This is a genomic window from Aquimarina megaterium XH134 (assembly GCF_000520975.1).
GTDB classification, from domain to species: Bacteria; Bacteroidota; Bacteroidia; order Flavobacteriales; family Flavobacteriaceae; genus Aquimarina; species Aquimarina megaterium.
Map to the genome: position 1 here is coordinate 260,134 of NZ_JACB01000006.1, position 13,752 is coordinate 273,885.

The 13,752-nt window shown below is 33.0% G+C and carries 9 protein-coding genes; 3 read left to right on the forward strand and 6 right to left on the reverse strand.

What is annotated here, in order from left to right:
- The first annotated feature begins 137 nt into the window (after positions 1-137).
- Complete coding sequence (gene radA, locus Z053_RS0108080) at positions 138-1,505, forward strand: DNA repair protein RadA (protein ID WP_025664528.1); 1,368 nt, start codon at positions 138-140, stop codon at positions 1,503-1,505.
- On the opposite strand, the gene Z053_RS0108085 is transcribed toward radA, so the two are convergent.
- A complete protein-coding gene (locus Z053_RS0108085) occupies positions 1,502-2,533 on the reverse strand; it encodes an aldo/keto reductase (RefSeq protein ID WP_025664529.1) in 1,032 nt (343 codons plus the stop codon). The two genes, radA and Z053_RS0108085, sit on opposite strands and share 4 nt — an antisense overlap.
- A gap of 330 nt (positions 2,534-2,863) precedes the next feature.
- Between Z053_RS0108085 and Z053_RS29935 the strand changes: the two genes are divergently transcribed.
- Positions 2,864-3,187 (forward strand): hypothetical protein, encoded by a 324-nt coding sequence (locus Z053_RS29935; RefSeq protein WP_025664530.1) that lies wholly within the window; start codon positions 2,864-2,866, stop codon positions 3,185-3,187.
- 709 nt (positions 3,188-3,896) lie between these two features.
- Here the strand turns inward: Z053_RS29935 and Z053_RS0108095 are convergent.
- From Z053_RS0108095 to Z053_RS0108110, 4 genes are all read right to left on the reverse strand, one after another.
- On the reverse strand, positions 3,897-4,610 hold the full coding sequence (locus Z053_RS0108095; RefSeq protein WP_025664531.1) for a DUF434 domain-containing protein: 714 nt from the start codon (positions 4,608-4,610) through the stop codon (positions 3,897-3,899).
- Between the two features lie 74 nt (positions 4,611-4,684).
- Complete coding sequence (locus Z053_RS0108100; RefSeq protein ID WP_196909463.1) at positions 4,685-4,981, reverse strand: phage repressor protein; 297 nt, start codon at positions 4,979-4,981, stop codon at positions 4,685-4,687.
- A 107-nt stretch (positions 4,982-5,088) separates the two neighbouring features.
- A complete protein-coding gene (locus Z053_RS0108105) occupies positions 5,089-8,457 on the reverse strand; it encodes a CHAT domain-containing protein (RefSeq protein ID WP_025664533.1) in 3,369 nt (1,122 codons plus the stop codon).
- A 197-nt stretch (positions 8,458-8,654) separates the two neighbouring features.
- The gene (locus tag Z053_RS0108110) at positions 8,655-11,684 is read right to left on the reverse strand and encodes a CHAT domain-containing protein (RefSeq protein ID WP_035095460.1); all 3,030 of its coding nucleotides are present in this window, start codon (positions 11,682-11,684) and stop codon (positions 8,655-8,657) included.
- Between the two features lie 910 nt (positions 11,685-12,594).
- Here Z053_RS0108110 and Z053_RS0108120 point away from each other — a divergent pair.
- Complete coding sequence (locus Z053_RS0108120) at positions 12,595-12,888, forward strand: GIY-YIG nuclease family protein (protein ID WP_025664536.1); 294 nt, start codon at positions 12,595-12,597, stop codon at positions 12,886-12,888.
- 117 nt (positions 12,889-13,005) lie between these two features.
- Here Z053_RS0108120 and Z053_RS29940 read toward each other — a convergent pair whose 3' ends face one another.
- On the reverse strand, positions 13,006-13,686 hold the full coding sequence (locus tag Z053_RS29940) for a TerB family tellurite resistance protein (RefSeq protein ID WP_051476004.1): 681 nt from the start codon (positions 13,684-13,686) through the stop codon (positions 13,006-13,008).
- Positions 13,687-13,752 lie beyond the last annotated feature (66 nt).

Consider the following 13,752-nt stretch of genomic DNA (forward strand, 5'->3'; position numbering starts at 1 on the left):
TATAAAGATACCACATTTCCTATTAAGAAGATTGATTTTTAAAATCCAAACAAAAATATTTGATGCTCATTTAAGAGTTCATTTTTGTTTACTGTATTATTAAAATAATAGTATTTTTACACTCTTATCAATCTTCTATGGCTAAGACCAAAACTGTTTTTTTTTGTCAGAATTGTGGAGCACAATATTCTAAATGGCAAGGACAATGTACATCTTGTAAAGAGTGGAATACTATTGCCGAAGAAATCGTTCAAAAAGCTTCGACTAGTGATTGGAAAAGTGCTACATCTAGTCCTAAAACAAGTAGAACCGCCAAGCCTTTACGAATTTCAGAAATTGACACTAGCCAGGAAGCCCGGTATAATACAGATGACGCCGAATTAAATCGAGTACTCGGAGGAGGGTTGGTACCTGGTTCTTTAACACTACTGGGAGGTGAACCAGGAATAGGAAAAAGTACATTGCTACTACAGATTAGTCTTAAATTACCTTATAAAACATTATATGTTTCTGGTGAAGAAAGCCAGCAGCAAATTAAGATGCGTGCAGAACGTATTCATTCTAAAACAGACAATTGCTTAATTCTCACCGAAACTAAAACTCAAAATATCTTTAGGCAGATTGAGGAAACTCAACCCGATATCGTTATTATAGATTCTATCCAAACTTTACATAGTGATTATATAGAAAGTAGTGCGGGAAGCATTTCCCAGATCAGAGAATGTACTACAGAATTAATCAAGTTTGCCAAAGAAACGGCAACGCCTGTAGTATTAATTGGTCATATTACAAAAGATGGCAATATCGCCGGTCCAAAAATCCTGGAGCATATGGTTGATACCGTACTACAGTTTGAAGGAGATCGAAACCATGTATACAGAATTTTACGTGCTTTAAAAAATAGATTTGGATCTACCTCTGAGTTAGGAATATACGAGATGCAAGGAAGCGGCTTACGAGAAGTTACTAACCCCAGTGAGATTCTGATCTCTAAAAAGGAAGAAGAACTAAGTGGCACCGCTATAGCTTCTACCGTAGAAGGCATGAGGCCTCTTATGATAGAAGTACAAGCTTTAGTGAGTACTGCGGTATATGGGACCCCGCAACGTAGTGCAACAGGGTATAACCTTAAACGTCTTAATATGATCCTGGCAGTTTTAGAGAAACGTGCTGGTTTTAGATTGGGAGCCAAAGATGTATTCCTTAATATTACAGGAGGCATCTCTGTAGATGACCCTGCAATTGATCTGGCAGTAGTTGCTGCCATATTATCCTCAAGCGAGGACATTCCTATTCCTAAAGATTTTTGCTTTGCTGCAGAGGTCGGTCTGGCAGGAGAAATACGCCCTGTAACCAAAGTAGAGCAACGTATACAAGAAGCAGAGAAACTAGGTTTCTCTACTATCTTTGTTTCTAAATACAATAAAATATCTCTGCAAAATACTCAAATTCAAATTCAGATGGTTACCAAAATCGAAGATGTAGTTGAGTTTTTATTTGGTTAAGGAGCAGGATTAGGATTATTTTCATGTATTGCCTCTATCTCATCTAAAATTGCATCAGAAAGCGTGATATCGATACTACCAATATTTTCTTTTAACTGATCCAGTGATGTAGCACCAATAATATTACTGGTTACAAAAGGGCGGTCATTTATAAATGCCAAAGCCATTTGAGTTAAGCTTATACCATGTTTTTTTGCTATCTCATTATACGCCCTTGTTGCTTCAAAAGATTTCTCGTTATGATATCTAGCAAATTGCGGAAATAAGGTTACTCTTGCATTTTTTGGGGTTTCCTCGAGGTATTTTCCCGTTAATTGCCCAAAACCAAGAGGAGAGTAAGGTAAATGCCCAATATTTTCGCGATGTAAAACTTCGGTAAGACCTACCTCATCTTTTCGGTTTAATAAATTATAAGGGTTTTGAACTGTAATCATTTTTGGTGCTCCTTTTCGAGCTTCTTCTGCATAGCGCATTACCCCATAAGGTGTTTCATTAGAAAGGCCTATTTGTCGTATCTTTCCTGCTGCAACAAAATCCTGAAGGTAACTTAATACTTCACCAAAATTATCCTCCCATCGCTCTGCTTCGTCATGTGTATAGCCTCTAACTCCAAAGAAATTAGTATTTCGTTCTGGCCAATGCAATTGATACAGATCAATATAATCAGTTTGTAAGCGTTGTAAGCTTTTATGTATCGCATCGGTAAATTCTGCTTTTGTAAAACCTCCTGTACGAATATGATTAACAAAATCTCTGGGGCCTACAATTTTTGTAGCAATAACTACCTCATCACGTTTATTAGTTTTTTTTAACCATGTTCCGATAATTCTTTCTGTGCTTCCTTGGGTTTCCTTATTCGCTGGCACAGAATATAACTCTGCCGTATCAATAAAATTAATCCCTTTATCAATGGCATAGTCTAACTGTTGGTGCCCTTCTTCTTCGGTATTTTGTTCTCCCCAGGTCATGCTTCCCAGGCATATTTTACTTACTCGTATATCTGTACCAGGTAATGTAGTGTACTTCATTCTTTTTGGCTATAAATTTTTAAGTTGAGAATAAAAAGGTTTAAACAAATTCATGACCAAAAGTAGAAACTCTTCTCTTAGTTAGTGTAAAAATTATCATAATAAATCTGATGAAAGTACAATCTATATTTCTGCATCTTTTCTTTTCTAAATGTGAAATAAATCCACAATCGGTATACCAGATCAACAGTTTTGAAATAATACGTTAAAAACACAAAAAACACAAACATCTAATAATCAATGTTTTAAATAGACATTGAATCATTTCATATTCTGGAATGATAATTTCTTTTTACATAGTAAAGTATAACAAAACTAATTCTAAAAAATATGAAAAAGATAAGTATCATAGCTGCTATCTGTGTTGTCCTATTTTCATTCCAAACCGTATCTGCACAAGAAGTCGAAGAAGCTCTACCCATTACCAAAACAGAAGCTTCTACCAATCAGCAAGATTATAAAGAAGTTAAAATAGACAAGCTTTCTGAAATCATTAAAGCTGCTGTAGAAAAAGATTTTCCAGAGGCTAGTATTTCTGAGGCCTATATCGACAAGATTGGAAATTACAAATTAATCCTTGCTATAGGTAACGACACTAAAACGGTATATACCAACGCTAGGGGAGAATGGTTTGATCCAAATAAAAAAGGATGATACCAAATTACTGACTTCTTCCTTATTTTAACCAGAAAAGAGCTTCTTATATAAGAAGCTCTTTTTTTAATCAAAACGGATACGACTACCCCTTGCCGCATCCGTTTCACACACTAAACCAACCTAAAATTATTCCTCCAACATCCATCAAATATATTTTAGGAATGAACCTATATCATCTTTTCTCTATACCTAAACACCACACTTCTTCCTTTCGAATTTTACTTTTTTACCCCTTGTTCCAAGTTTAGATACTAGATAAAGTATTTATATGCTCATTGGTTTACTCAAAAGTAAAGCGCAATATCATTTTACAAAACACAGAATGAGTGAACGGTAGTTTTGAGTTAGGGAACTCTTATTTTGAAGTGTTATGCCAAACAAATATCTTAGTTTAACATGAACTAGATGTAAGAATTTAGTTTAAAAAAGCCGTCAAATTGAGTGATTTTTCTCCGTTTCACTACGAAAAATCATATCTAAATTAGGCTTTCTGTTCATTTTCTTTGCTTGCCGAAAGAAAACGAACCAAAAGAAAAGGCACTTTTTTCAAGGTATTTTTCTGTTTCACTGAAAACCAGATTTATTTTGCGTGAAAAAAGATTTCAAAGCTCTGCTTTGGAACGTCAGTTTAAACACTGAATAAAATTTTATTGGATATCTCTGGCTGACGTGAATTTTCTTATATCAAACTCACACTAATTTAGTATTATTCTGCACATACTATATTTGCTTCCTGGATATAATGCTCAATTAGATAAGCAGCCAGGTTCGTATTTTTTTGTGCCCTATCCAATATCCAAGCATCAGAGCTTACTACAATATGTGCTGAGCTTGCCAATTCCTTATCTGGGTTATTAACCAAATCTATTGTCCAGGAAAAATGGTGTTGTTCTGCTAATTCTCGAAGCGTTGTTTTTAGTCGCCCGCTGTTAGAAACCGGAGCATCAAAATACCAGTGTACCCTACTTACTCCAAGTTTATCAAGTGTATTTCCTATTACTAGAAGAGCTTCTTCTGTTTTTTGAACTCGTTTATAGGTGCCATGAACACCAGATACATCGCGATAATACCCATCAAGTCCTTTAAAAATATATGCCCCAGACAAGGCACTTTCGAGAATAATCAATAAGTTAAATCCATCTATCGCTATGGTTTGCCCTTTTAACATTTTTGACGTTACCCTATTTTTATTACGAATCGCAATTTGTTGTTCACTACAACTCATACCATGCAAGGCTCTTTGTTGTCGTGCATTAAGGGTATAGCGATTTCCTACCAATTGTACAGATGATTTTTCTGCATAGCCGTGAGAAAGGAGATACAACATATCTTTTGCTGCTGCTTTTAATTTTTCTTGCATCGGCAACTCTCCAAACAATCGATCATCACTAGCCTCTCTTCCTCTATTGCGGGTAGTCATTTAGGTTTACTTTGATAAAATAGTATATAAATAAGTGGTGTATATAAACAAAAAAAGCGCTCTCAGCGCTATCTCTATGGCATTGGTAATATTTCAATTACCTTACCGTATACATTTTTGGTCCACCCGTTAAGGCGTCCTCGGTTATTACCGATCAGTAATCCTCGTTTAGCATTTTTTCCTTTGACCAAATGCGTAAAACAGTTCCCTCTCACTTTACAAAAAACAATATCTCCTGCTTCGCAATCTTCCCAATCTACGGGTTCAAGTACTACAGGTTGTTTTGATTTTAAGATGGGTAACATAGAATTACCAGGCTCTTTGGAGACAATAGTCTCACCATTCAATAGTTTTTGAATTTTCCAATTCATCATACATAGTTTTAAAAATTAAACATAAATTCATAAACTATGGAGTATGGTGTTTTATCCCAATTGAATTCCAAAGAACTTGTACAAAAGTAGGCATTTAACTTGAATTATCCATTCTTAATTCTCCTCCTATACAAAAACACAACCAAAAACATAACTGCGACTATACTCAATCCTAAAATCCAATATAGTTGAGTGTGGTCATTAAACTGCATTGCAGTAGTATCTCCTACCAGGTAAAATCCTCCCCAATAGAAAGGATCGGTACGATTGATATTAGCGGTGTTTAGGTATTGTAGTTTTGCCTGTTGTAAGGCTTTACCTTTATGCATCCCTGCCTTAAGATTGGTGTAGAAATATTTCATTAACTCTGGAGTCGTTTGATCCGATACCTCCCAACTGGTGAGCAACAAACTTTTGGTTCCTGCATACTGAAAAGCAGTCCCTAAACTCATAATTCCTTCTCCTTTGGCAATCTTACCACTACCGGTATTACAGGCACTAAGTACAGTGAGTTCTGCAGGGATATCCAGAGCAAACAGCTCATGGCTATAGAGCAGATTATCCTCTATAGTGTCTTTACTCTTGGTAAAATAGAGTTTAGAGTTCTCTGGGCGTTCGTTATCTACTTCACCATGCAATGCCAGATGTAGGATGTTGTATTGACTTGCATTACTCTTAAAATTAGCTTCTATAGCTTGTGATCCAAAATAGTATTGCCCATCGATGATATCAGAAATAGCTTTGATTTCTTTACGGGTTCCTGGTAGATCACCACCAGCATCTCTTAGAGTGGCCATACTTATTGTACGTGTCTCTGCAGTCTGAGTACTATCTGAAAAAGAAAACGCCAGACATTCTTGTAATGGTTTGGTATCCAGATCACTTTTAAAAGTAGTAAACAACAGGTTTGCAGAATTGGCATAAGTAACCGCATACTTTTTAAGTAAATACGATAAGAGGGCTGGATTATTAGAATCGTCATTCTGAGTTAACAGTAGATCAAAATTAAGATGCCATAGTGGTCCATCGGGGATTATGATCAATTGATTCCCAACTAATTTATCTTTAACCGGTGCTATAAGTGTATTATACAAAGCATATGCTTGTTGTTTATATGCTCCTGTGTTTTTGGCAATAATACTTTTACGAAATGCCTCGATTTGCTCGGTAAGTTTTGGAGTCGATAGTTCTTGTACACTAATATCATGTTTAGAAATCGTAAAAGCATAGGTGATACTATCTGCAGTAAAGTATTCTAATAAAGTAGTTTCTTGATCTATCTTTTTTTGAATATCGACAATTGAAATTACTTTGTCATTATACTTTAAATGGTAATATTTAGGGTAGTTCTTTTCTAATACCTCATTTAATGAATCTTGCTTCCTGTTTATACTAAATAATTTATTTTTGAATTCTATTAATTTACTTGATTCAGATTTTTCTTTTTGGATTTTTGATTGATAATAGGATCTGTCAATTTTTAATTTTTTTTCGAATTTTATTATCTTTTCAGGTAATCCTGAAAACCTTTTAGAATCATTATTAGTCAATTCTATTAAAGTGTTTGCTTTACTTTTTTCAGAAAAATAAAGAACATCTTGTAAATCTAAAATATCATTATTGTACAGCAACATTGATCCTTCTATTGCAATCTTATTAATATCTTTAGCCTTTTTAGAAAAAAATACTTTGTCCTTGTAATTCGTATTATGAAACCTTGCAAAACGTATCAAAGAATCCGAAATTTTACATTGTTTCTGGCTTTTCAAAAGGTTATTCGTATTCAAACTTTTTCTGTATGCCAATAAATATGCTTTAGCTTGTCCTTCATAAGAACTCAATAAAACATTATGATTCAAAAAATTAGAAAACTTTACTTCTGTTGAAGAATTAGATCTTTGGTTTGATTCAACTGCTTTTTTGAAGTTAGAAATAGCCAAAACATAGTTATCATTAGCCAAATTAGCATTTCCTATTAGGTTGTAAATATGAGATACTCTAGGGTTATTTTCTCCATATTCACTAATTCTTATTTCTAAAGCATCTTGAAGGTATTTTAAGGCAAGATCTATATTCTTACCTCTAGTATATAATTGACCTATTTCTTTATAACTATTGGCAAGAGATACATGACTTCCTTTATATCTTTTGTTTTTAATCTTTAGGGATTTCATGAAAAATTGAAGCGCTTTATCCTTTTCATCTTTAAGCATATATACTGTTCCTAAGTTATTATAACCATCTGCAATAGCGATATGACTTTCCCCATAAACTTTTTCTTTTAAATCAATTGACTTTTTTAAACACTCTATTGCTTTTATATAGTTATCCATTTCTATATAAATAAGCCCCATTTTGTTATAAATAAAAGCAAACTCTCTATCGTCTTGATTGTTTTTTTCTAATAGACGAATGATTCTCTGATTGAAGTCAAGAGCCATATTCAAACGCCCTGTAAAATAATATATACTGGCAAGATTATAATAAACAAGATAAAGGTCTAAGTGATCCTCTCCTAACTCCTTTCGGATCATTTTCGAAGTCTTCACTAATATTTCTGACGCCAGGTCATAAAACCCTTGTTCTTTGTATGAATTGGCCAGATTAACATTAATTTTTCTTAGTTTTAAATGGCCTTCACCAAAAAAAGATTTTTCAATAGCTAATACTTTATTTTGATACTTGATTGCAGTATCGATTTCTCCCTTAATATAATGATATATTCCCAATTTACTAATAGAAGAACTTGTTTGCAAATTGTTTTCGCCAAAATATTCTTTCCTAATGTTAAGACTTTTTTCAAAATTATCACGTGCTTGTTCGAAATTCCATTTTCGGAGATGATAATGCCCCTTTATATCATAGATATCTGCTATTTTATAATGACTAGATCCATGATGTTTAGTAATTAAAGCAAGTGCCTTTTCAACATTTTTTCTTACATCTTCATACTTACCTTTATAAATATTTATCCTGGCCAAATTAATATAGAAATTGTATAAATCTGAAGGGTATTGAAAAGCTAGTTTTTCTCGAATGTTTAATGCTTTTTTATAATATTCTTCGGCTTTTTTATTATTGGATTTTATGTAATAATAATAATCTCCTAAATTATCCAGAACTTTTGATTTTTGCTGATCTAATTTATGGGTATTACATAAAGACAATGCCTGTCGCATAGAAGACATTGCCTTTTCATCTTCAATTAAAAAGATGTAGTTTGATGACAATCCGTTATAACAAGCTACAACACGTTCCTGGGCTTTAGCTTTTTCATAAATAGACAAAGCTTTTTTAAAATAAACGATAGAACTATCTGAATACCTATGTACCAATAAAGAATCTGCTTTTTTATAATATTGAAAAGCTAGCAAAGTATCATTTGTTGCTTGTGCATGAGTAGCATATGGTAGAATCACCAAGAAAGTAACCCAAAAAAGAAAAACTGAAAAAGTCAATTGTATTTTTTGCATGGATAGTATATTTAGTTGATGGGTAAATTACCAAAAACGTTAGTGTAGCAGTTATAGTATTGTTATATTTATTTCGCGTGTCCTTTTATATAAAAAAAAATGAATTCGATTGTAGAACACTTAATCATAGATCCCAGTCCCGTTCTTCAACGGGATGATAAATTACTGGAATGACAACTCAAATAATTAAACAAACATCAAGCATTTTTTGTTCTCCTTCTATACAAAAACACCACCAAGAGTATAGCTGCTATAGCCCCCAATCCTAAAATCCAATACAGTTGGGTATTGTTGTTAAACTGCATTGCTGTAGTATCTCCTACCAGGTAAAATCCTCCCCAATAGAAAGGATCGGTACGATTGATATTAGCGGTGCTTAGGTATTGTAATTTTGCCTGTTGTAAGGCCTTACCTTTATGCATTCCTGCCTTAAGATTGGTGTAGAAATATTTCATTAACTCTGGAGTCGTTTGATCCGACACCTCCCAACTAGTAAGTAACAAACTTTTGGTTCCTGCATATTGAAAAGCAGTACCTAAACTCATAATTCCTTCTCCTTTGGCAATCTTACCACTACCCGTATTACAAGCACTAAGTACAGTGAGTTCTGCAGGAATATCCAGAGCAAACAGCTCATGACTATAGAGTAGGTTATCTTCTATAGTGTCTTTACTCCTGGTAAAATAGAGTTTAGAGTTCTCTGGGCGTTCGTTATCTACTTCTCCATGCAATGCCAGGTGTAGGATGTTGTATTGACTTGCATTGCTTTTAAAATTAACTTCTATAGCTTGTGATCCAAAATAGTATTGCCCATCGATGATATCAGAAATGGCTTTGATTTCTTTACGGGTTCCTGGTAGATCCATACCAGCACTTCTTAAGGTTGCTAAACTCATCGTGTATGTATCCGTAATCTGTGTACTATCTGAAAAAGAAAACGCCAGACATTCTTGTAATGGTTTAGTTTTCTGATCACTTTTAAAAGTAGTAAACAACAGGTTTGCAGAATTGGCATAAGTAATCGCATATTTCTTAAGCAAATAAGATAAGAGAGCTGGATTATTAGAATCGTCTTTCTGGGTGAGTAATAGCTCAAAATTAAGATGCCATAAGGGTCCATCGGGGATTATGATGAGTTGATCCCCGACTAATTTATCTTTAACTGGTGCTATAAGTGTATTATATAAGGCATATGCTTGTTGTTTATATGTTCCTGTGTTTTTGGCAATGATACTTTTACGAAATGCCTCGATTTGCTCGGTAAGTTTTGGAGTAGATAGTTCTTGTACGCTAATATCATGTTTAGAAATCGAAAAAGCATAAGTGATACTATCTCCTGTAAAAAATTCTAACAAAGTAGTTGTGTCATCCAGTTGTTGTTGGATATCTGATACACTTACAATATCGTTTTTATACTTTAATTGATGGTACTTGGGATAATTTTTTTCTAAAACCTGGGTTAATGAATCTTGTGTTCGGTTAATATCAAATAGTTTATTCTCATAATAGGTAACTTTTGAAGTATCGACCTCTTTTTCTGACTGCTCTTTTGTGACTCTGGATTGATAAAATGATCTATTGGTTCTTAGTTCTTTTTCTAATGTCACTAAGTCTTCAGGTAATCCTGCGAAGTTTTTGGCATTAACATCTATTAGTAGTTCTTTTAAAGTGTTAGCCTTGTTTTTTTCGGCATAATAAAAAGCTTTATCTAATAGTTCCGGGGCATTTTCTATTTCATACAATAATAATTGGGCTTCAATAGCTCCAAAACAAACATTCCTAGCATCATTAGAGTATATTACTTTATCTTCATAACTATGTATAGATTGTCTAATTTCACTTATTACTATATCCATTTTGTTATAAGTTTCTACGCATTCTCTTAAATGTTTAATTTTATTTTTTTTTTGATATAGTACCTTTAAAGTACGTGCCATCCCTTCTAAACTTGTTACTAATCTATTTAGGAAAAAAAAATGACCAGGGTTAAAATTATTTTTCTCAATTTTTGCTTTATCATATTTTGAATTAGCTTCAATAGCCTTTCTATAGTATTGCAAAGAATTATTATACTTTTTATTCTTGAAATAATTCATGGCAGTATAATTATAAGCACTTGCCAGAACAGAACTTCTTGACCCCATATTCTTCCTATAAATATCCTGTGATTTCAAAAAATAATCAATAGAAATTTCAAACTCTTTTAACCCCTCATAGGCTTTTCCTAAATTATTATAGGAACGAGCAACAAAAGAATGCTTATCATCATAAAAATTTAAAATTAATGACTGACCTTTCTCAAAATATTTAATGGCCACATTATACATTTTCATATCATTATAAGTAACTCCAATATTCATATAGATAGGAATGAGTTTATAACTCCTCTCTCCAAATGTACTCAGATATATTTTTAAAGCTTTTTGATGATAGTCTAGAGCTCTACAATTTTGTTTTCTATTCTTCAATAGAACACCAATATTCATATAAGAACTACCAATGAGCGGATGGTTTTCTCCAAATATTTTTATTCTAATATTTAAAGCTTTTTGATAATATTCTAAAGCCTTATGATATAATCTTTTTTCTCTAAATGCAGAACCAATATCATTATACACTTTTGCCGTATTCAAATGTTCTTCTCCAAATAAATTTTTGTTAATTTTTAAACATTTTTTGAAAAACCATATTGCTTCATCATAACTACCTAATTTAAAATGAGTTTTTCCAACATTGCTATAACTTTGGGTAATTAACATATCATTTTTCAACAATACTTTTAATCTAGAATTCAATACTTTTTCATAATTATCTATAGCATTAATATACTCTGACTTTTTAAAATAATACTCTCCAATATTTTCATGCGCGTTCGTTTCTTCTAAACTATTTTTTTTCAAATACGTAGTACTAATCTCTAAAGCCTTTTTAGCACTAGACAGCGCTTCTTCAAGTTTTCTATTCTTTAATTGATTTTCAGAAATTCTATTATAACATGCTGCCAAACGTTCCCAAGCTTGGGCTTTTTTATACATAGGTAACGCTTTTTTAAATAACTCAATAGATTCATCATATTTCTTATCTATCAACAAAGAATCTGCTTTTTTATAATATTGAGCAGCTAACAAAGTATCATTTGTTGCTTGTGCATGAGTAGCCTGTAACGATAAAACACACAAAATAATAGAGAAAAAGGAGGTTAGAAAAACCGATGCTAATTTTTTCATAAGAGAGCTTTGATCAATAAACGAAATTATAGTTTTATATTTTATCACATACATAGTTCTATCTCTCTAAAGAGAAATGTACTGTGCTAAAAAATAGATCATCCAATAAAGCATGTTCCTTTTTAGATGATCTTTGGGTAGGATTGATAACAAAGATATAAGTTTATATCGTCTTATTACTTATTTTTTATTCTTTGCTTGCCAACAGATTCGATGTAGTGTCTCCTTTATAATATGTGATTTTCGATCGAAAATTGTACTTCGACCAAGCTTAGCAGAGCTATCGAAGACAAATGAATTTTTCATCAAAAGCCTAATTTCGATACAATTTTTCTCCATTTCATTCTGAAAAACCACTCAATTTGACGGCTTCTGATTAGCTTAAAAGTTATATCGGACTCACATTGCTAGGATTAACAAAATATATAAACTTAGGACGACACCCCTTTACAACACCTTTCAAAGCGTTACTGAAGTCCTTCGAAGCGTTACTAAAGTCCTTCGAGGCCTCCCTTTATGGCCTCGAAGCCCAAAAACCATCACTTTTACCCCTCCTCTCAAGCCCTTTATGCCATATGATATCAGCTCGAAGCCTGAATGTATCCTTTCGAAGAGTCATCATCACCCCTCGAAGCGTTAAATTATCAGCTCGAACCACCTTTTGATAGGGTACCCCCCATATCGACAAGGGGGTACTCTCTTGTCGTGAAGGGTTGTATTGTTCAAAAAAACATTTGAATCTACATTGGTTCTCGATACATTTTGCTTCACTATGTTTCACAAAACACTCGAACAGACAATATCACTTCAATCATCACAATGTACACTACTGTCTCTTCGAGTGGTTTATTTGTAGTGTAACGGAAAATAAATTGTATCGAGAAGCGTTTTAATTTGTAATCTTACCAAGGTGAAAATTTATTACGTATATATATTAAAATGCTCGGATAAAACTTATTATACAGGAGTGACTTCTAATCTTGAAAAAAGATTATTTCAGCATCATTCAGGATGCTATAAGAATTCTTATACCTCATCAAAAAGACCAGTACTTTTAATCTTTTACTGTGAGTTTACCAATATTAATATCGCTATTGAAAAGGAAAAACAAATTAAAAAATGGTCTAAATCAAAAAAAGAAGCATTAATAAATAATGAGTATGATAGGCTTCCTAATTTAAGCAAGAAGCATTTCAATAAGTGATCTGTTCTCGATACATTTTGCTTCATTTTCATTTCGAAAAAACACTCGATCAGACAATATTCTATTGATTAAGCTTACGCCAAATACCAACCCTAGGTAAAAAAATTATCACAAGCCTTAATTCAATTGTTCTTTTTTAATCTTAGTCATATCTTTTTGCATCAGTTTATCGATTAATGTTTGGTACATCTCTTTTGGTAATCCACAAGCGATAAGATATTCTTTCATAAGGTTCTCTTCTTCTTTTTCGATAGCTCCATCGGCCAATAGTACTACAGCTGCTTGTGCCAAAATATTAATTAGCGCTTCTGATGATAGTTCATTTCGTGCTTCATTAAGAAAATTAAAGACCTGGTTATCCTGATTACCAGTTGCTTTTATATTTTGATGTATCGCCATTAATTCTTCCTTCATTTCTGGGAACCCCTCTATAGCATCCATAATTTCGCGCTCTTCTTCTGCAGCAAAATCTCCATCGATAATCGACATATGTGTCATCGAGGCTATAAGTGCTTTGGCAAATACTAATTTTGCTCGTTTTTGATTCTCGTTAATCTCATCCTGCGAGCGTTGTAAGATCGTTTTTATATTTTCGTTATAGGCACTTTTACAGCTATCGCATTGATAAAATCGATCTACTACATCCAGTGGAATCATGGGGATAAAAAATAAGGTAAACCATCTGCGATAGAGCTTATTTACGAGATTTCCATTATTGCAATTTGGACATGAATTTGATAAAACAGGACTTTCACTCACGGTGTGTTTTAGTCCTCTTGTTCCGAAGATAATAAACATAACTATGTAGGTATTTAATGATTTAAGGTATTTTAAAGATACTATAATATTCTAAACCTCCTAATA

Bases quoted from the DNA above. Each gene is read 5' to 3' on its own strand.
- radA (WP_025664528.1), top strand. From the start codon at position 138: ATGGCTAAGACCAAAACTGTTTTTTTTTGTCAGAATTGTGGAGCACAA.
- Z053_RS0108085 (WP_025664529.1), bottom strand. From the start codon at position 2,533: ATGAAGTACACTACATTACCTGGTACAGATATACGAGTAAGTAAAATA.
- Z053_RS29935 (WP_025664530.1), top strand. From the start codon at position 2,864: ATGAAAAAGATAAGTATCATAGCTGCTATCTGTGTTGTCCTATTTTCA.
- Z053_RS0108095 (WP_025664531.1), bottom strand. From the start codon at position 4,610: ATGACTACCCGCAATAGAGGAAGAGAGGCTAGTGATGATCGATTGTTT.
- Z053_RS0108100 (WP_196909463.1), bottom strand. From the start codon at position 4,981: ATGAATTGGAAAATTCAAAAACTATTGAATGGTGAGACTATTGTCTCC.
- Z053_RS0108105 (WP_025664533.1), bottom strand. From the start codon at position 8,457: ATGCAAAAAATACAATTGACTTTTTCAGTTTTTCTTTTTTGGGTTACT.
- Z053_RS0108110 (WP_035095460.1), bottom strand. From the start codon at position 11,684: ATGAAAAAATTAGCATCGGTTTTTCTAACCTCCTTTTTCTCTATTATT.
- Z053_RS29940 (WP_051476004.1), bottom strand. From the start codon at position 13,686: ATGTTTATTATCTTCGGAACAAGAGGACTAAAACACACCGTGAGTGAA.